The following is an 18,634-nucleotide window of genomic DNA, read 5'->3' on the forward strand; positions in this document are numbered from 1 at the left end:
GATCCAGGTGAACACGATCACCGGCTGTACTGTCAGGACCTGAGACCGGTCTCGTAGGCGACGATGACGAGCTGGGCGCGGTCGCGCGCGTTCAGCTTCGTCAGCAGCCGGCCGACATGGGTCTTGACCGTGGCCATGCTGAGGTGCAGGTGCTCGGCGATCTCGGTGTTGGACAACCCGTGGGCGATCAGACCGAGCACCTCGCGCTCGCGCTCCGTCACCCCGTCGAGCACGCGGGAGAACGGCCGCGCGGGCTCCGGCCTGCGGGCGAACTCGGCGATGAGCCGCCGGGTCACGCTGGGCGCGAGCAGCGCCTCGCCCGCGGCGACGACCTCGATCGCGGCCAGCAGGTCCTTCGGCGGCGTGTCCTTGAGTAGGAACCCGCTCGCCCCCGCGCGCAGCGCGCCGTACACGTATGCGTCCAGGTCGAACGTCGTGAGGATGAGCACCCGTACGCCGGCCGTCTCCGGCGAGCCGCAGATCCTGCGGGTCGCCTCGATGCCGTCCATCTCCGGCATCCGGACGTCCATGAGGACCACGTCCGGGTGTTCGCCGCGCGCCAGGTCCACCGCCTCCGCGCCGGTGCCCGCCTCGCCGACCACCGTCAGGCCGGGCGCCGTCTCGACCAGAAGCCGGAAGCTGCCGCGCAGCAGGGCCTGGTCGTCCGCGATGAGCACGCGCACCGGCTCGCTCACGACTCCTCCATCATCAGGCGACGCGGTTCGTACGGCAGGCGGGCGGACACGCCGAACCCGCCTTCGCGCCGCGGCCCGGCCGTGAACGCTCCGCCGTACATCATGACGCGCTCGCGCATCCCGGTCAGGCCGTGGCCCGCGGTGTGGGGGAGGACGCGGTGGCCGGGACCGTCGTCGGTCACCTCGATCAGCGCCTCGCGTCCGTCGGCCTCGATCCGCACCCGGCAGCGGGCCGGGGCCGCGTGCTTCACCACGTTGGTCAGGGACTCCTGGGCGATCCGGTAGATCGACAGCTCGACGCCCTCCGGCAGGTCGTCCGCGCCGCGTACGTCCAGATCGACGTGTACCCCGGCCAGCGCGGCGCGCTCGGCCAGCGTGGGCAGCCCGGAGAGCCCCGGCGCGGGAGCGAGGTCGACGTCGGTCTCCGAGCGGAGGACGCCGAGCATGTGGCGCATCTCCGTGAGCGCGTCGCGGCTGGTCGCCTCGATCACGCGCAGCGCCTCAACCGTGTCGTCCGGCCGCGCCCCGGCGACGTGGTGGGCGATGCCCGCCTTGACCGCGATCAGGCTCAGGCTGTGTGCGACGATGTCGTGGAGCTCGCGCGCGATGCGCAGCCGTTCCTCGGCCACCGCGCGCCGCGCGAGCTGCTCGGCCCAGCGCGCCGCGTACGCCCGCCGCTCCCGTACGGCACGGCCGATCGTGTACGTCCCGCCCATGGCCACCAGGCCGACGGGGATCAGGCCGAGGCGGTTCATCCACAACGAGGGTGTCGCGGGCAGGGACAACCCGAGGGTGAGCAGCCCGATGAAGCCCGTCCCCGAGAGCACGCCGACGGCCGACGTCGCGACCCGGCCGACCGCTCGCCGGCCCGCCACGACGGTGTACAGCGCGTAGGAGGCGGCGACGAACGGGTCCCGCATCACCCCGAGGAACACCGCCGCCAGCGACAACGCCAGGACGGCGCAGAAGACCGGGACCGGCCACAGCCGCCGGACCGCGACAGGAAGCCCCACCCCCGCCACGATCAGCCCGTCGACCCACATGGGGACTCCGGGGACGTACGCCTGCCCGGGGGCGAGCGTCCGCGAGAGCAGCACGCACGAGTACGCCGCGGCGGCCAGGCAGTCGAGCGCGATCAACGTGCGCCGGGAGAACGACGGCCCGTTCCCGGGCGCCGCGCCCCCGAACGCCGCGCCCTGGGGGGAATCGTCCACGCGCCGACGGTACCCGCGCCGCGCCCGCGCCGCCTCCGTCCGTGGGTTGTCATCCCGTGGTCCGATGTGCCGAGCGGCTCCGTACGGGACCGTGGCGGTCATGATCGAAGTGAGAGATCTGGTCAAACGCTACGGGGGCACCACCGCGGTCGACGGGCTGTCCTTCCAAGTGAGGCCGGGGCAGGTCACCGGCTTCCTCGGTCCCAACGGCGCGGGGAAGTCGACGACCATGCGCGTCCTCCTGGGCCTGGCCGCGCCGACCTCCGGCGAGGCGCTCATCGACGGTCGCCGCTACGCCACGATCCGGCGGCCGGCGCACCGCGTGGGCGCGCTGCTGGACGCGGGCGCGGTGCACGGCGGTCGCAGCGCGTACGACCACCTGCTCAGCCTGGCCCGCACGAACGGGATCCGGCCGCGCCGGGTGATCGCCCTGCTGGAGGAGGTGGGCCTCGCGGGCGTCGCGCGGAAGCGTGTCGGGGGCTTCTCCCTCGGGATGAGGCAGCGGCTCGGCATCGCCGCCGCGCTGCTCGGCGATCCGGGCGTGCTCCTGTTCGACGAGCCGGTCAACGGCCTGGATCCCGAGGGCGTCCGGTGGATCCGCGAGCTGATGCGGTCGCTCGCGGCCGAGGGCCGCACCGTCCTGCTGTCCAGCCACCTGATGAGCGAGATGGCGCTGACCGCCGACCATCTCCTGATCATCGGTCGCGGACGGCTGATCACGGACTCCCCGACGCGCGACCTGACCCCGGACGGGACGTCGCTGGAGGACGTCTATCTGCGGATCACCGCCGGCAGCGTGGAGTTCGGGGCGGGCCGATGACCGGGGCGCTCTCCGCCGAGTGGCTGAAGATCCGCTCGGTCCGCTCGACGTACTACATCCTCGCCGTGGCAGCGGTGGCCGTGGTCCTCGCGGCCCTGTTCATCTGGCAGGGGGTGGTCGTGTGGGACGAGCTGCCGCCCGAGCGGCGGGCGCGGTTCGGCGCCATCCCGATGGAGGAGTACACGCTTCCCGTGACCCAGCTCGCGCTGGGCGTGCTCGGCGTGCTGGCGATCACCTCCGAGTACGCCACGGGCACGATCAGGTCCACCCTCGTGGCGGTGCCGTCCAGGCGTGCGGTGCTGGCCGCCAAGACCGGGGTCGTCGCCGCGGTCGCGCTGGCCGCCGGGGAGGCGGTGGTGTTCGCGACGTTTCTCGTCACCCGGGCGATCGTGGGGGATCGCCCCTTCCCCGGCCACACCACGGGCCTGTGGCACCAGACGCCGCAACTGCTCCTGCTGGGTCTCTCGGTGATGGCGTTCGCTCTGATCGGGCTGGCCTTCGGGGTGATGACGCGGTCCACCGCCGGGGCGGTCATCTCGGTCGTCGTGCTGCTGTTCGTGGCCCCGGCCTTCATCACGTACCTGCCGGACCCGTGGGGAAGGCGGTTGTCCGCGGTGATGCTGCCGAACCTGCCCGACCAGGTCGCGGGCGCGCTGGGCTGGTCGTCGCCTGAGATCTACGTGGGTCCGTGGGCGCGGGTCGCCGTCCTGTCGCCGGGCTGGGCGGCGACGGTGCTCGCCGCGTACATCGTGGTGCCCCTCGCCGCGGCGGCCGTCGTGTTCCGCCGCCGCGACGCGTGACGCCCCTCAGACGCCCTGGGGGAGACGGAACAGGCGTCCGGGGTCGTACGCGGCCTTGACCCGGGCCAGCCGGTCGGCGTTGGCCCCGTAGTACTGCCGCCGCCAGGCCGGCAGCTCCGGGTCGATGTAGTTGACGTACGCGTGGTCGCCGAAGTGGGGCCGCATCGCCGTGTGGGCCGCCCGGGTCCACGCGGCCGCCCCCGCCCTGTGCGCGTAGTACTGCACGCTGAACAGGGCCTCGCGGTGCGGGAACGCGGTGGCGTCGGGCGTGACCCGGCCGACCGCGCCGCCGAGGGCGTCGAGGAGGACGGAGTGCCGCCCGGACGCGGCCACCTGCCCGATCAGCGCGCTGATCCCCGCCGCGGACAGCGGCGTGTACGCCATGTGCGACTTGGCCGAGAAGGAGTCGCGTACGAGCCGCCCGTTCGCGGTCTGGCCGGGCAGGGAGCCGGGGCGGTGGCACTGCGACACGGACAGCGTGGAGCAGCCCGCCATGATCATCATGGCGTGGTCGTACGACGACGCGCTGATCCACCGGCTCGACGGGTCCGCGCCCACCCGGTGGACGAGATCGGCGAGGAGCCGCTCGCAGCCCGCCCTGCCGCCCACGTACAGCCCGCCGATCTGCACGTCGGGCGAGGGGTCGTGGTTCAGGTGCAGGTTGGACCACATCGCGTCCGGCGCGTACGGCGCCCACGCCTGCCACGCCCTGACGGCCGCCGCCGCCTTCCTCCAGGGCCAGTGCAGGAAGAACACGGTGACGTCGCGGGTGGTGTGGGTCCGGAACGTGAAGGAGGTCGCCACGCCGAAGTTGCCGCCGCCGCCCCCACGGGACGCCCAGTACAGGTCGGGGTTCTCCGTGGCGGAGCAGGTGAGGACACGCCCGTCGGCCGTCACGATCCGCGCCGATTCCAGCACGTCGCAGGTGAGGCCGTACTTCCGGGAGACCACGCCGATGCCGCCGCCCAGCGTCAGCCCGGCGACGCCGACCGTCGGGCATGATCCGGCGGGGATGCTGACCCCGTGCTTCCCGAGCTGGGAGTAGACGTCGACCAGCCGGGCGCCCGCGCCGACCGTCGCGTGGCCGCCCGAGTAGCGGACCGAGCTCATCGGGGACACGTCGACGACCAGCCCCGGGCCGGTCGACCAGCCCGCGTAGCTGTGGCCGCCCGACCGTGAGGTCACCGCCACGCCGTACCGCCGGGCGAAGCCCAGGCATTCGGCGACGTCCGCCGCGGTCCGGCAGTAGGCGACGGCGGCGGGCCGCGTGGAGTCGAAGGCGGTGTTGAACACCAGGCGCGCGGCGTCGTAGGACGTGTCACCGGGGCGGACCAGCCGCCCGCCGAGCCCGCGGGCCAGTGCCGTCCAGTCCGCCGGCCGCGGACCCGCCCAGGCGGGCGTGCCGGACGCGAGGGCGGTACCCGACGCGATGGCCGTGCCAGCCAGCGCCGAGACACGGAGGAAGGCGCGCCGATCGATCATGATTCACTCCCCGAGGTTCGATCTCCCTCGGTGAGACGCCCCGCGATCGGCGGTGGTTTGGTCACAGTCTGGTCACCGAGCCGGAGTGGTCAAGTTGACGTGTGTGACGTTCTGAGGTGGTATCGGGATCGTGGGTGGCGTGGAGCTCCCGATCAATGGGGATCGGGAGACGAGACGGGCACCTGAGGAGAGATGGACATGTCGGGGACACGTCGGTCGCATCGCGGGATCTGGGGGCCTTCCCCCGGGCGGGTGACCCCGCCCGGCCGGGTGAACTCGCCAGCCCGGCGCGGCGGCCGCCGGAACCCGCGCTGTGGGATGCTGGACGCACCGTCCTCTCCCAGCGTGGCCGGTCCGCCTCGGATCACGAGGTCATGGACTCTCCGCTGACGGCGACCGGAGGCCGCGGATCGCACGATGACCCGCGGTTGTCGGCCGAGGGCCAGCCGAACCATGGTGAAGAAACCGCAACGTGGCGGACTTCACAGATGTCGGCGGCCAAATGGAGGTTCGGCCCGGAATCAGGCGCCGACCGCACATATTTCCCCTTTTGCGGAACGATGGCCCCGTCATGGGGCAGTACCACCAGGACCGCACGAGAACCCAGTACCTCACAAAGGAGTGAGTAGCGAGATGCCGCTCGAGACGGCGGGGAGCCGGCGCGAACCGGGAACGGCGCGCGAATCGGACACGGCGCTGACAGAGCCGGAACCGGACGGGGCACGGATGCGGCGCGGGCCGGACGAGGCACTGGACACATTGCTCCGTGACGCGGCCGAGAAGTGCACGGCCACATCGGAAGCCCCCTCGGGCGAGGACACGCTCGCCTTTCTCCGCGACTACTATCGCCACGTCCCGCCGGAGGACCTGGCCGACCGCGACCCCGTCGACGTGTACGGCCCGGCGATGGCACACCGGCACCTCGCGCGGCACCGGCCCCAGGGCCGGGCGCTGGTCAGCGCCTACACGCCGACCCTGGACGAGTGCGGCTGGGACCCCGGCCGCTCGGTGATCCAGATCGTCACCGACGACATGTCGTTCCTGGTCGACTCGGTGACGATGGAGCTGGACCGGCACCAGGTCGGCACCCACCTCGTCGTCCACCCCCAGATGCGCGTCCGCAGGGACATGACCGGCGCGATGCTCGGTCCCGGCCAGGAGGAGGCCGCCGGCCAGCTCCTCCAGGAGTCGTGGATGCACATCGAGATCGACCGGCAGGCCGATCCCGCCGTCCTCAGCGAGCTGGAGAGCGACCTGCGGCGGGTGCTGCAGGACGTCCGCTACGCCGGTGAGGACTTCCCCAAGATGCGGGCGCTGGCCGTGAACACGGCCGAGGACATCGCGGCCGGTCCGTCGCGGCTGGACCCCGCCGGCGTCGAGGACAGCGTCGAGCTGCTCCGCTGGCTCGCCGACGGCCACTTCACCTTCCTCGGCTCCCGGGAGTACCGCCTGGAGCAGTCCGACGACGGCGAGACCCTGCGCGCGATCCCGGGCACCGGTCTCGGCATCCTGCGGGCCGACAAGGCGGGCTCGGACAGCTTCGCCGCGATGCCGGCCGAGCTGCGCGCCAAGGCCCGCGAGAAGCAGGTCCTGATCGTCACCAAGGCCAACAGCCGGGCGACCGTGCACCGCCCGGTGTACCTCGACTACATCGGGGTGAAGCTCTTCTCCCCCGAGGGAGAGGTGATCGGCGAGCGCCGCTTCCTCGGCCTGTTCACCCACGTGGCGTACAACGAGTCGATTTCGCGGATCCCCGTGCTGCGGCGCAAGCTCGCCGAGGTGCTCGACCGCGCCGGGATGCCGGCCGACAGCCACGACGGCTCGGACCTGATGGAGATCCTGGAGACCTACCCCAGGGCCGAGCTGTTCCAGATCCCGGTGGACGAGCTGCTGCCGATCGCGCTCGGCGTGCTCCGGCTGCGCGAGCGCAAGCAGGTCAAGCTGTTCCTGCGCAGGGACGACTACGGCCGCTACATCTCCTGCCTGGTCTACCTTCCGCGTGACCGGTACACCACGAAGATCCGGTGGCGCATGCAGGACATCCTGCTCAAGGCGCTCGGCGGTACCTCGCTGGACTACAGCACCATGATCGGCGAGTCGGCGCTGGCCCGCCTCCACGTGGTGATCCGCGGTGAGCGCGGCAGGTCGCTGGCGGAGGTGCCGGTCGACGTCGAGGAGCTGGAGGCCCGGCTGGCGGCCGCCACCCGCTCATGGGACGAGGACCTGGTCGACGCCATCACCGAGCTGTGCTCCCCGCAGGAGAGCACCGCCCTCACCGCCCGGTACGGCAACGCCTTCCCCGAGGGCTACAAGGCCGACTTCCCGGCGCGCACGGCCGTCACCGACCTGAAGCGGCTGGAGGAGCTCTCCGAGGACGAGACCGGCGACATCGGGATGAACCTCTACGAGCCGTACGGCGCGGCCGAGGGGGAGCGGCGCTTCAAGATCTACCGGATCGGCGCGCACATCTCGCTGTCCCACGCCCTGCCGCTGCTGCAGCGCATGGGCGTCGAGGTCGTCGACGAGCGCCCGTACGAGATCAGGCGCGACGGCGACGCGGTCAAGGACGCCTGGATCTACGACTTCGGCCTGCGCTACACCCCCTCGGGCGAAGTCGACAGGAACGACGTCAAGCGGCTGTTCCACGACGCGTTCGCGGCGCTGTGGCGTGGCGAGGTCGAGAACGACGGCTTCAACGCGCTCGTGCTGGCCGGCGGCCTCACCTGGGAGCAGGCCGAGATCCTCCGCGCGTACGCCAAGTACCTGCGCCAGGCCGGGACCACGTTCAGCCAGGAGTACATCGAGAAGGTCCTGCTCGGCAACGTCAGGCTGGCCCGGCTGCTCGTCCGCTACTTCGAGGCGCGGCTCGCGCCCGGACGCTCGGAGGAGGTCAGGTCGGAGCTGTGCGACGCGCTCAAGGAGGAGGTCCTCGCCTCCCTGGACGAGGTCGCCTCGCTCGACGAGGACCGCATCCTGCGGGCCTACCTGGAGATGATCGCGGCCACGCTGCGGACCAACTTCTTCCAGAAGACGGAGTCCGGCGGGCGCAAGCCGTACATCTCGCTGAAGTTCGACCCGCAGGCGATCAGCGTGCTGCCGCTGCCCCGGCCGAAGTACGAGATCTTCGTCTACTCGCCGCGGGTCGAGGGCGTCCACCTCAGGTTCGGGAAGGTCGCCCGCGGCGGCCTGCGCTGGTCGGACCGCATGGAGGACTTCCGCACCGAGATCCTCGGCCTGGTCAAGGCGCAGATGGTGAAGAACACCGTCATCGTCCCCACCGGGTCCAAGGGCGGGTTCGTCGTGAAGCGTCCGCCCGCGGGCGGACGGGACGAGATGATGGCCGAGGGCATCGCCTGCTACCGGCAGTTCATCTCGGGCCTGCTCGACATCACCGACAACCTGGTGGCCGGCGAGGTCGTCCCGCCCCGTGACGTCGTACGGCACGACGGCGACGACACCTACCTCGTGGTGGCCGCCGACAAGGGCACCGCGTCGTTCTCCGACATCGCCAACGCGGTGGCCAAGGAGTACGGCTTCTGGCTCGGGGACGCCTTCGCCTCCGGCGGGTCGGTCGGCTACGACCACAAGGCCATGGGCATCACCGCCAGGGGCGCCTGGGAGTCGGTGAAGTACCACTTCAGGGGTCTGGGCGTGGACGTCCAGACCACCGACTTCACCGTCGTCGGCGTCGGCGACATGTCCGGAGACGTCTTCGGCAACGGCATGCTCCTGTCGGAGCACATCCGGCTGGTCGCGGCCTTCGACCACCGGCACATCTTCGTGGACCCGTCACCCGACGCGGCGACCGGCCACGCCGAGCGCCGCAGGCTGTTCGCGCTTCCGCGCAGCTCCTGGGCCGACTACGACGCCTCGCTGATCTCGGCGGGAGGCGGCGTCTGGCCCCGCACCGCCAAGTCGATCCCGGTCTCGCCGCAGGCGCGGGCCGCGCTGGGCATCCCCGACGGCGTGACCGCGCTCGCGCCGAACGAGCTGATCAGCGCGATCCTCAAGGCGCCCGTCGACCTGCTGTGGAACGGCGGCATCGGGACGTACGTCAAGGCCGCGTCGGAGAGCCACGCTGACGTCGGCGACAAGGCCAACGACGGGCTGCGCGTCAACGGCGCCGACCTGCGCTGCAAGGTCGTGGGCGAGGGCGGCAACCTCGGCTTCACCCAGCTCGGCCGGATCGAGTTCGCCCTGAACGGCGGCCTGGTCAACACCGACTTCATCGACAACTCGGCCGGTGTGGACACCTCGGACCACGAGGTGAACATCAAGATCCTGCTCGACCGGGTCGTCCGCGACGGCGACATGACCGACAAGGACCGCGACCAGCTCTTCCTCGACATGACCGGCGAGGTCGGCGAGCTGGTGCTGCGCGACAACTACGCGCAGAACGTGGTGCTCGGCGCCGCCCGCGCGCAGGCGCCGGACATGCTGCACATCCACGCGCGCTACCTGCGGAAGCTGGAGCGGGCCGGACTGGTCAACCGGCAGCTGGAGAACCTCCCCTCCGACAAGGTCCTCGCCGAGCGGCGTCAGGCGGGCCTCGGCCTCACCCAGCCGGAGTTCTCGGTCCTGCTCGCCTACACCAAGCTCGTGGTGGACGGTGAGCTGCTCGCCTCGGACCTGCCCGACGATCCGTACCTCGCGCCGTGGCTCGTGTCGTACTTCCCGTCGGCGCTCCAGGACCGGTTCCAGGGCTCCATGGACGCCCACCCGCTCCGGCGGGAGATCATCACGACCCGGGTCGTGAACGATGTGGTCAACTTCGGCGGGACGAGCTTCGTGTTCCGTTTCGGCGAGGAGACCGGCGCGTCGACGCCCGACATCGTCCGGGCCTACCTGGTCGCCCGCGAGGTCTTCGACCTGCCGAGCTTCACCCGCCAGGTCGAGGCGCTGGACAACGAGGTGGACACCGCGACCCAGATCGCGATGCTGCTGGAGGGCCGCAAGCTCTCCGAGCGCGGCACCCGGTGGCTGCTCGGCAACCGCAGGCCGCCGCTCGACCTCTCCTCCACCGCGGAGTTCTTCGCCGAAGGCGCGGGCGCCCTGCTCCCGCACCTGCCCAAGCTCCTCACCGGCCTCGACCTCGTCGCGTACGAGGAGCGCAGGGACGGCTTCGTCGCACGCGGAGTGCCGGAGGAACTGGCCGAGCGGGTCGCGGTGATGGTGCCCGCGTACTCCACGTTCGACCTGGTCGAGATCGCCGCGCTGACCGGGCTCCCGCTGCACGAGGTCGCCGAGGTCTACTTCGACCTCGCCGACCGCCTGCAGCTCGCCAGGCTGCGGGAGCGGGTCATCGCGCTGCCCCGGGACAACCGGTGGAACTCGATGGCGCGCTCCGCGCTCCGCGACGACCTGTACGCCGCGCACGCCACCCTGACCAGGGAGGTGCTGCTCCACAGCGAGTCCGGGCTGTCTCCCGAGGAGCGGCTGGCTCGCTGGTCGGAGGCGAACGCGGCGGCTGTGGGCCGGGCCAGGCAGACGCTGTCGGAGATCTGGGAGAGCGACCACTTCGACCTGGCCACCCTCTCGGTGGCGCTGCGCGCCGTACGGACCCTGGTCACGTCCAGCAACCTTCCCCACACGGAAGAGTAGGCGCGGGAGTGGACGGGATCAGCGGGTCGTGGCCTTGGTCACCAGGCCGTCGTAGCCGATGACGTGCGCGGGCGCGGTGGAGCTCTTGGGCGGCACCGCGCTCGCGTACTGCTGCGTCTCCACGATCCGCCGGTCCCTGCGCACCAGGGGGTTGCCCAGGTCCCACCGGGCGTCCTTCGGGATGGCGAGCGGGCGGCCGTACCCGCAGCTGAGCACGGGTGACCACGTGCTGGTCCGCAGCAGCGTGTAGAGGATCAGCCCGCCGCCGCCCTTCGTGCGCAGCGCGAAGACGGGATAGTCCACGGCGGCGGCGAACAGCGAGTCGTAGTTCATGCAGTCCGCCTGGCGCGCCTTCTCCCGCCGCTTCCTGATCTCGGTCGCGTACCCGGTCGTCTGCGGTCCGGGCGCGATCAGGCCGGACGCGAAGCCGTCCTTGCCCTCCTCGGCGATCGTGGCGTGCAGGGGGCCCATCAGGTTGGGGCTGATCGCGACGGTCTGGTCACGGGAGTCGAGGGAGGTCGCGTATCCGTCCGCGTCGACGGACACCTCGGGGGCCTTCTCGCCCGCGTAGAGCAGCGACTCGAAGCTGTTCTGCCACGCCGACGCAGAGTTCTGCCGGACGAACGTCAGCACGGCGATCCTGACCTCGCCGGAGGAGTCGCGGCGCTCGACGGTCGCGGCGAACCATTGGCGGGACGCCTTGGGCCCCAGGCGGGGCACCAGCAGCGTCCGCTCGCCCCACGTGTAGCGCGGCGGCTTCCTGCCGGACGAGTGGAACTGGGCGATCGTGATCGGGCGCTGCCCGTCCCTGGAGAGCTGGAGTATCCACCGCTGGGCCCGGCCCGCGCGGACGACGTCGTCCGTCGCGAGGTAGGTGTCCAGCGCGTCACGTGCCTCCGCGAGTGTCACGGCGGGTTTCGCGGGGAGCCGGCTCGGCGAGGGCGACACGCCCGAAGTCGCCGCGACCGGACTGCGCGAGGGTGCCGGCGCCGAGCCGGAGCAGGCGGCCGTGCCGGCGACCAGCGCGAGCGCGAGCGCGGAACGGCAGGTGAACGCGAGCACGCGTGTGGCTCCGTCCACCCGAGGCCTCCTCTCGCGCACCGGCCCGGTTCACCGGCCACATCACCGGCACATCGTAGCCAAGGCGCGGTACGGGCACGGTCCGGTGTTCGCGTACCCTTTACAGACGTGGCAGTCATCGATCCAGCCGAAGAGATCAACGAGCTTACCGGCACCCTGAAGGGCATTCAGGACGTGCTCGACCTCGACGCCCTGCTCAAGCAGATCGCCGAGCTGGAGGAGCAGGCTGCCGCGCCTGATCTGTGGAACGACGTGGAGCAGGCGCAGCGGGTCACCAGCAAGCTCTCCCACCTGCAGGGCGAGGTCAACCGGGTCCAGGGTCTGGCCCGTCGGCTCGACGACCTTCCCGTCCTGTTCGAGCTCGCGGCCGAGGAGGGCGACGAGGACGCGCTCGCCGAGGCCGAGAAGGAGCTCGCCTCGCTCAAGTCGGACGTCGGCGCCCTGGAGGTGCGGACGCTCCTGTCCGGCGAGTACGACTCCCGTGAGGCGCTCATCACGATCAACTCGCAGGCCGGCGGCGTGGACGCCGCGGACTGGGCGCAGATGCTCCTCCGCATGTACCTCCGCTGGGCCGAGCGCAAGGGCTACTCCACCGAGGTCTACGACACGTCGTACGCCGAGGAGGCCGGCATCAAGTCGGCCACGTTCACGGTCAAGGCGCCCTACGCGTACGGCACGCTGCGCGGGGAGCACGGGACGCACCGCCTGGTCCGGATCAGCCCCTTCGACAACCAGGGCCGCCGCCAGACCTCGTTCGCGGGTGTGGACATCGTGCCGGTCGTCGAGCAGACCGACCACATCGACATCAACGAGGACGACCTGCGCGTCGACGTCTACCGGTCCTCGGGCCCCGGCGGTCAGGGCGTGAACACCACGGACTCCGCGGTGCGGATCACCCACATCCCCACCGGCATCGTGGTCTCCTGCCAGAACGAGCGCTCCCAGCTGCAGAACCGGGCCTCCGCCATGGCGGTCCTGTCGGCCAAGCTGCTGGAGCGCAAGCGTCAGGAGGAGGCCGCCGCGATGAACGAGCTCCGTGGTGAGTCGACGACCTCATGGGGCACCCAGATCCGCAACTACGTGCTGCACCCGTACCAGATCGTGAAGGACCTGCGCACGGGCGTCGAGGCGGGCAACCCGAGCGCCGTTCTGGACGGCGACCTCGACGAGTTCATCGAGGGCGAGATCCGCTGGATGCGCCGCCAGGAGTCGCAGTAGCGATGCCGCGGCGGCTCAGTAGCCGCCGACGTGCTTGAGGGCGAGCAGGGCCAGGGCGAGGATCACCGTCAGGGCGATGACCAGGGGCGACAACCCCAGGAAGCCGTGATGGTGGACCTTGGCCCTGCCTTCCCTGCACACCGGGCAGCGTCCCTCGACGACGGGGCCGGCGCACGCGGCGCAGATCAGATGTTCGCAGCTCATGGGACCTCTACCTTTCCGCTAGCCCGACCCTAATCGTTTTGTTTCCGTTATGGACGTTCCATGCCAGTGTTACCCCTAGACTGGCCTTCGGCCAACCGGAACGTCGATCCTTCGTAAAGAGACCGGCGCCCCCCGAGCTGGATGTCCCAACCCCTAGACTGGCATGCCGTGATGCGCCCGTGATCCATTTCGATAATGTCACCAAGGTCTACGCGAACCAGAACCGGCCCGCCCTCGACCACGTGAGCGTGGATGTCGACAAGGGCGAGTTCGTGTTCCTCGTCGGTCCCTCGGGATCGGGCAAGTCGACCTTCCTCAGGCTGGTCCTCAAGGAGGAGCGGCCCAACTCCGGTGCGATCCATGTCGCCGGCAAGGACCTCGCGAAGCTCTCGAACTTCAAGGTGCCGCACCTGCGGCGCCGGATCGGATGCGTTTTCCAGGACTTCCGGCTCCTTCCCAAGAAGAACGTCTACGAGAACGTGGCGTTCGCCCTCGAGGTCATCGGCAAGCCACGGCGGTTCATCCGCAAGGTGGTTCCCGAGGTCATCGAGCTGGTCGGTCTGGAGGGCAAGGCCCACCGCATGCCGGAGGAGCTGTCGGGCGGCGAGCAGCAGCGTGTCGCCATGGCTCGCGCGTTCGTCAACCGCCCTATGATCCTCCTTGCCGACGAGCCGACCGGAAACATCGACCCCGCGACGAGCATCGGCATCATGAAGGTGCTCGACCGCATCAACAGGACCGGTACCACCGTGCTGATGGCCACGCACGACGCGGCCATCGTCGACTCCATGCGCAAGCGTGTGGTCGAGCTGGAGGACGGCAAGATCGTCCGCGACCAGTCGCGCGGCGTGTACGGACAGGCGTACTAGCCAACGAGTGGCGATCCAGGTCGGCAGCCAGGCGCCGCCTGGGCGCCGCGTAGTCAGTTTGGAGTAACGGGGAGCATGCGGGCCAATTTCATCTTCTCCGAGGTCTGGATCGGCCTCCGCCGCAACCTCACGATGACCATCGCGGTCATCGTGACCGTCGCGGTCGGTATGGGACTCCTGGGCATCGGATTGATGATCAACTCCCAGGTCTCGTCCCTGACCGGCTACTGGACGGACAAGGTCGAGCTGTCGGTCTTCCTGTGCGAGAAGAACAGTCCCTTCCCCGCGTGCAAGAACAAGGGCGCGATCACGGAGGAGCAGAAGGCGGCCCTGAAGCAGACGATCGAGAGCCTTCCCGACGTCGAGCGGGTCGACTTCGAGGACCAGGCCAAGGCGTACGAGAACTTCAAGGACGGCGGGAACAACTCGATCCTGCTGTCCGTGATCAAGCCTGAGGACCTGCCCGAGTCCTTCCGGGTCAAGCTCAAGGACCCGGACAAGTCGACGGCGGTACAGGACAGCCTGAAGGGTCAGGCCGGCGTCTCCAACATCGTGAACCAGCGGCAGATCCTGGAGTCGGCCTTCGGCTTCATGGAGAAGCTGCGCAACATGGCCCTCGGTGTGGCCATCCTGATGGTGTTGGCGGCGACGCTGCTGATCGGCAACACGGTCCGGTTGTCGGCGTACAACCGGCGCAGGGAGACCGGCATCATGCGGCTGGTCGGCGCCTCGAACGTCTACATCCAGCTGCCGTTCGTGATGGAAGGCGTCATCGCCGGCCTGATCGGCGGCGTCTTCGCCGCGGTCCTCCTGATCTTCACGAAGGTCTTCATCTTCGAGCAGATCCAGACCTACACGGCCGCGCCGCTCACCTGGAACACGGTCGCCTTCGTGATCACCGTCACGATGATCATCGGTGTGGTCATCTGTCTGCTCGCCTCCTTCGTGACCCTCCGCCGTTACCTGAGGGTGTGACGGGGGTATGGTCGCGCTCTCCAGCGCCGCTCGACGCTCCGGCCGCCGGTAGGCTCCCTGTATGCCACGTGAGATCGGGCGCAAGCTCATCGCTCAGAACAAGCGTGCCCGGCACGACTTCTTCATCGAGGACACGTACGAGGCCGGGCTCGTCCTCACCGGCACGGAGGTCAAGTCCCTCCGCGCGGGAAAGGCCAATCTCACCGACGGCTACGCCACCGTCGACGGCGGTGAGGCATGGCTGATCAACGTGTACATCCCTGAGTACAGCCAGGGAACGTGGACCAACCACGCCGCGCGGCGCACCCGCAAGCTGCTGCTGCACCGCAAGGAGATCGGCAAGATCCAGCAGGTCCTCAAGGAGCGCGGTCTGACGCTGGTCCCCCTCGCCCTGTACTTCAAGGACGGCAAGGCCAAGATCGAGATCGGTGTCGCGCGCGGCAAGAAGGACTACGACAAGCGGCAGACCCTGATGGAGAAGCAGGCCAACCGCGAGATGGCGCGTGCGATGTCCAACTCGGTCCGGCGTCGGGGGGGCCGCTAGGCCGTGTCCGCCGCGAAAGCCGTACGGGCAGCTCTGGCTCTGGGGCTGACCGTACCCATGCTGACGGCTTGTTTCGAAGAGCCTTCCCCGCTCGACGCCGTACGGGACTTCCTCGTGGGCTGGCAGAGCGGGGACTACGCCGCCGCGGCCCGCCGGGCCGACGGGGACCCCGCGACCGTACGGCGGGCCCTGGAGGATGTCGGCGTCCAGTTGGACGCGGCCTCGTTCCGCTTCTCGCTCAAGGGCGTGAAGCGCGACGGCGAGAACGCCAAGGCCGAGTACCACGCGGAGGTCGACCTCGGGGAGAACAACCCCCTGTGGGAGTACGACAGCACGCTGCCGCTGCGCATGGTCGGCGGCAGCTGGAAGATCCACTGGTCGCCGAGCGTGATCCACCCCGAGCTGCACGCCGGGGAGCGGTTCGCCGTCGACGTCGAGCCACAGGCCAGGCAGCCGATCCTCGACCGGGCCGGTGAGTCCCTCCAGGACGAGACGATCCGGTACGTCGCGGGCGTCTACCCCAACAAGATCGAGGACAAGTCGGCGCTGTGCGCGGAGCTGTCCAGGGTCACCGGGTTCGCCGAGGACCGCCTGCTCAGCCGCATCCTGTCGTCGCCGCCGCAGGCGTTCGTGCCCCTCGCGACCTTCGGCGGCAAGACGTTCGCCCAGGTCAAGGACAAGCTGACGGCCATCAAGGGCATCACGATCACGACCGACAGCATCCCCGTCGCGCCCAAGTCGCCAAAAGACATCGTCGGCCGCGTCGCGGCGATCACGCCCGAGGCGGAGCAGCAGCTCGGCGGCCCGCAGCGGGCCGGCGACACGGTCGGCCGGGACGGGCTGCAGAAGGCCTACCAGGACCAGCTCACCGGCTCCACCGAGACCCGGGTCGTCATCCTCAACACGGCGGGCAAGCAGGTCAAGGAGCTCAAGGCGTGGCCGGGCCGGGCGAACACGTCGGTCCGCACCACCATCGACTCCAGCCTGCAGGCCGCGGCGGACAGCGCCGTCGCGACCTCGCAGCGGGTCGCCCTCGTCGCGCTCCAGGCGTCCACCGGTGAGATCCGGGCGATCTCCACCCAGGGGATGCACCAGCAGAAGGACGCCCTCGCCGGGAAGTACCCCGCTGGCACCACCTTCTCGATCATCGCGACCGACGCGCTGCTGAAGAACGGCTTCGATCCCAAGCAGAAGGTGCCGTGCAGCGCCGACCGGTCCGTGGGCGGCGCCAGGTTCGAGCAGGCCGGATACTCCGGAGGCGTCGTCACTCCCACGTTCTCGTCCGATTTCGCGCGTGGCTGCGTGACCGCGCTCGCGTCCCTGGCCCGGCGGGTCAGCGGGGACGCCGTCGCCGCCAGCGCGTCGAAGTTCGGCATCGGCAGCGCGTGGGAGCTCCCGCTGGGCACGTTCAGCGGCTCGGTCCCGATCCCGGCGAGCGACGCGGCCACCGCGAAGATCATCGCCGGCCAGAGTGTCCGGGTGAACCCTCTGACGATGGCGCTGGTCGCCGGCGCGGTGAAGTCCGGCACGTGGCGGCCCCCGGTGCTGGTCACCTCGCCCTCGTCACCCGACCCGACCGCCGAGGTGGCTCCGGCCGCGCCTCCCGCGCCCATCCCGCTCGACCCCACCGCCGTCGAGCAGATCCGTACGCTCATGCGCGCCGGGGTGGCCTCGGGCACGGCCCGCGCCGCCGCCGCCCCCGGTGAGCCCGTGTACGGCGTGGCGGCCGGAATCGGCTACGTGGTGAAGAAGCAGCGGCGGGATCTGTCGTGGTTCGTCGGCTGGCAGGGAGACGTGGCGGTGGCCGTACTGGCGGAGAGCACGGACGCCGCTGCCGCCTCGGCGGTGGCCGGGCGATTCTTCCGCGGCGCGGCCCAGAAAAATCTCTGACGGAAAAATCTGGGGGGCGAGCAACCATTCGGCCCCTCGCACGCGTCTCTCTAAGTGACTGGGCCCGCTTGGGGGGTTGCGGGCTCGGTCAGCGTGATGAGACCAGGGCTCCATCTCGGGGGGAGCCCTGCCGTCCGGACCGGCTCGACCCTGCCGGTCGGCCCCCGGGGGCGTGCGTAGTGGCGCGCCTCCGGGGGCTTCGTCGTTCTCCGGGGAGATGCCGGGGAGATCGGGAATTTCGGTTCGCGTGCCCGGTGTTGTCGGATGTAAGGTTGCGATGCCGAGCCCTACGGGGCGCGGGTTGACAACTCAACAGGGGGTGACCGGTTTCGACTTCGACATTGCAAGTCAGGGGAAGCGGGTCGAGGACTGCGGACATAACCTCGTTAACACTGTGACCGCAAACCAATAAGTGCCAATAACACGCGCACTGAGGTCAGCCAGGGTTCCCTGGCTCTCGCCGCCTAAGCAGCGAGTGACCTCTGTCAGCCCGGGACCGCCTCCGGCCCGGATCTGACATCGCTAGGAGGCTCAACCGACCGACCCGGTCACGGGGACGTTCGGGAAACCAAACAGTGACTGAGCCCGTCGGCGACTCGCCTGTGAGATCGCCGGGGCTGAGAAAATCGCAACAGGCTGCACCCGGAGAAGCCCTGTCTTGGTGTTGAAGGACGCGGGTTCGATTCCCGCCACCTCCACATGGGAGACCCGTGGTCGACGGCTTTCAGTCGTCTTCCACGGGTCTTTAGTTTTGCCCAGGGGGACGACCCCCTGGAACCCCGGGACGAGACCCGTGGTTGACGGCTTTCAGTCGTCTTCCACGGGTCTTTGTTTTGCCCAGGGGCGTGCGCGGGCGAAGCGGTCGTGGCCGAGCAGCCCGAGCAGCCGAACACCTGACCGTGGAGTCGCTGACCGCGCAGCTCGACGCGGTGATCGGGGACGCCGGGACCGGTCCGGTCGATCTGGTCGGGTTCTCCCTGGGCGCGCCGGTGGCCGCCGCCTTCGCGGCCACCCGGCCCGAGCTGGTACGGAGCCTGGTGCTGGTGGCCGGGTGGGCCGGTCCGGGCGACGAATACCTGCGGAACCTCATGACCGTGTGGCGACGGATCGCGGACGACGCCGACGCTTTCGCGGCCGGTTCTCGACCCTCACCGGGTTCAGCCGGGAGTTCCTGAACGCGCTGGGCCCCGACGGGGTGGAGGGGCTGGTGCCGAACCTGCGGCCGAACCGGGAGCGAGTACG

At 70.2% G+C, this 18,634-nt stretch carries 14 protein-coding genes and 1 other RNA gene; 10 read left to right on the forward strand and 5 right to left on the reverse strand.

Annotated elements, in window-relative coordinates; genetic code table 11:
* Positions 1-32: 32 nt before the first annotated feature.
* Positions 33-695, reverse strand: coding sequence for a response regulator (locus AB0I59_RS02325; protein ID WP_061253475.1), 663 nt, complete (start codon positions 693-695; stop codon positions 33-35).
* Positions 692-1,909: a sensor histidine kinase gene (locus tag AB0I59_RS02330; protein WP_358129205.1), complete on the reverse strand. Its 1,218-nt coding sequence runs from the start codon at positions 1,907-1,909 to the stop codon at positions 692-694. Before AB0I59_RS02330 ends, AB0I59_RS02325 begins: the two co-directional genes overlap by 4 nt.
* Positions 1,910-2,009: 100 nt before the next feature.
* Between AB0I59_RS02330 and AB0I59_RS02335 the strand changes: the two genes are divergently transcribed.
* Together AB0I59_RS02335 and AB0I59_RS02340 are read left to right on the forward strand one after the other, a co-directional pair.
* Positions 2,010-2,729, forward strand: coding sequence for an ABC transporter ATP-binding protein (locus AB0I59_RS02335; RefSeq protein WP_358129207.1), 720 nt, complete (start codon positions 2,010-2,012; stop codon positions 2,727-2,729).
* Positions 2,726-3,529: an ABC transporter permease gene (locus AB0I59_RS02340; protein WP_358129210.1), complete on the forward strand. Its 804-nt coding sequence runs from the start codon at positions 2,726-2,728 to the stop codon at positions 3,527-3,529. The genes AB0I59_RS02335 and AB0I59_RS02340 overlap by 4 nt, the downstream gene beginning before the upstream one ends.
* A gap of 6 nt (positions 3,530-3,535) precedes the next feature.
* On the opposite strand, the gene AB0I59_RS02345 is transcribed toward AB0I59_RS02340, so the two are convergent.
* On the reverse strand, positions 3,536-5,011 hold the full coding sequence (locus tag AB0I59_RS02345; protein ID WP_358129213.1) for an FAD-binding oxidoreductase: 1,476 nt from the start codon (positions 5,009-5,011) through the stop codon (positions 3,536-3,538).
* 726 nt (positions 5,012-5,737) lie between these two features.
* On the opposite strand from AB0I59_RS02345, the gene AB0I59_RS02350 reads away from it, so the two are divergent.
* On the forward strand, positions 5,738-10,612 hold the full coding sequence (locus AB0I59_RS02350) for an NAD-glutamate dehydrogenase (protein ID WP_061253717.1): 4,875 nt from the start codon (positions 5,738-5,740) through the stop codon (positions 10,610-10,612).
* Between the two features lie 18 nt (positions 10,613-10,630).
* Here AB0I59_RS02350 and AB0I59_RS02355 read toward each other — a convergent pair whose 3' ends face one another.
* Positions 10,631-11,692, reverse strand: a complete 1,062-nt coding sequence (locus AB0I59_RS02355) for a DUF8094 domain-containing protein (protein WP_358129216.1) — start codon at positions 11,690-11,692, stop codon at positions 10,631-10,633.
* Between the two features lie 108 nt (positions 11,693-11,800).
* On the opposite strand from AB0I59_RS02355, the gene prfB reads away from it, so the two are divergent.
* On the forward strand, positions 11,801-12,910 hold the full coding sequence (gene prfB / locus AB0I59_RS02360) for a peptide chain release factor 2 (RefSeq protein ID WP_061253479.1): 1,110 nt from the start codon (positions 11,801-11,803) through the stop codon (positions 12,908-12,910).
* A 15-nt stretch (positions 12,911-12,925) separates the two neighbouring features.
* Here prfB and AB0I59_RS02365 read toward each other — a convergent pair whose 3' ends face one another.
* Positions 12,926-13,114, reverse strand: coding sequence for an RING finger protein (locus AB0I59_RS02365; protein ID WP_061253480.1), 189 nt, complete (start codon positions 13,112-13,114; stop codon positions 12,926-12,928).
* A 179-nt stretch (positions 13,115-13,293) separates the two neighbouring features.
* On the opposite strand from AB0I59_RS02365, the gene ftsE reads away from it, so the two are divergent.
* The 6 genes from ftsE to AB0I59_RS02395 all read left to right on the forward strand — a co-directional run bounded on the left by ftsE (position 13,294) and on the right by AB0I59_RS02395 (position 18,567).
* Complete coding sequence (gene ftsE / locus AB0I59_RS02370) at positions 13,294-13,983, forward strand: cell division ATP-binding protein FtsE (RefSeq protein ID WP_061253481.1); 690 nt, start codon at positions 13,294-13,296, stop codon at positions 13,981-13,983.
* 75 nt (positions 13,984-14,058) lie between these two features.
* Positions 14,059-14,958, forward strand: a complete 900-nt coding sequence (gene ftsX, locus AB0I59_RS02375) for a permease-like cell division protein FtsX (protein ID WP_061253482.1) — start codon at positions 14,059-14,061, stop codon at positions 14,956-14,958.
* A gap of 61 nt (positions 14,959-15,019) precedes the next feature.
* Positions 15,020-15,502: an SsrA-binding protein SmpB gene (gene smpB, locus AB0I59_RS02380; protein WP_228645773.1), complete on the forward strand. Its 483-nt coding sequence runs from the start codon at positions 15,020-15,022 to the stop codon at positions 15,500-15,502.
* Between the two features lie 3 nt (positions 15,503-15,505).
* Positions 15,506-17,392 carry a penicillin-binding transpeptidase domain-containing protein gene (locus AB0I59_RS02385; protein WP_082776573.1) on the forward strand — a complete coding sequence of 629 codons (1,887 nt, stop codon included), beginning with the start codon at positions 15,506-15,508 and terminating at the stop codon, positions 17,390-17,392.
* Positions 17,393-17,707: 315 nt separating this feature from the next.
* Positions 17,708-18,093, forward strand: a transfer-messenger RNA (tmRNA) gene (gene ssrA, locus AB0I59_RS02390).
* Positions 18,094-18,237: 144 nt separating this feature from the next.
* Entirely contained in the window at positions 18,238-18,567 is a 330-nt protein-coding gene (locus tag AB0I59_RS02395; RefSeq protein WP_358129222.1) for an alpha/beta fold hydrolase, read from the forward strand.
* The last annotated feature ends 67 nt before the right edge of the window (positions 18,568-18,634 follow it).

This window comes from Microtetraspora glauca, assembly GCF_040656155.1.
Classification (GTDB): Bacteria; Actinomycetota; Actinomycetes; order Streptosporangiales; family Streptosporangiaceae; genus Microtetraspora; species Microtetraspora glauca.

Excerpts from the sequence above, each read along its gene's own strand:
- AB0I59_RS02335 (WP_358129207.1), top strand. The coding sequence starts at position 2,010 with ATGATCGAAGTGAGAGATCTGGTCAAACGCTACGGGGGCACCACCGCG.
- AB0I59_RS02340 (WP_358129210.1), top strand. The coding sequence starts at position 2,726 with ATGACCGGGGCGCTCTCCGCCGAGTGGCTGAAGATCCGCTCGGTCCGC.
- AB0I59_RS02345 (WP_358129213.1), bottom strand. The coding sequence starts at position 5,011 with ATGATCGATCGGCGCGCCTTCCTCCGTGTCTCGGCGCTGGCTGGCACG.
- AB0I59_RS02350 (WP_061253717.1), top strand. The coding sequence starts at position 5,738 with ATGCGGCGCGGGCCGGACGAGGCACTGGACACATTGCTCCGTGACGCG.
- AB0I59_RS02365 (WP_061253480.1), bottom strand. The coding sequence starts at position 13,114 with ATGAGCTGCGAACATCTGATCTGCGCCGCGTGCGCCGGCCCCGTCGTC.
- ftsX (WP_061253482.1), top strand. The coding sequence starts at position 14,059 with ATGCGGGCCAATTTCATCTTCTCCGAGGTCTGGATCGGCCTCCGCCGC.
- smpB (WP_228645773.1), top strand. The coding sequence starts at position 15,020 with ATGCCACGTGAGATCGGGCGCAAGCTCATCGCTCAGAACAAGCGTGCC.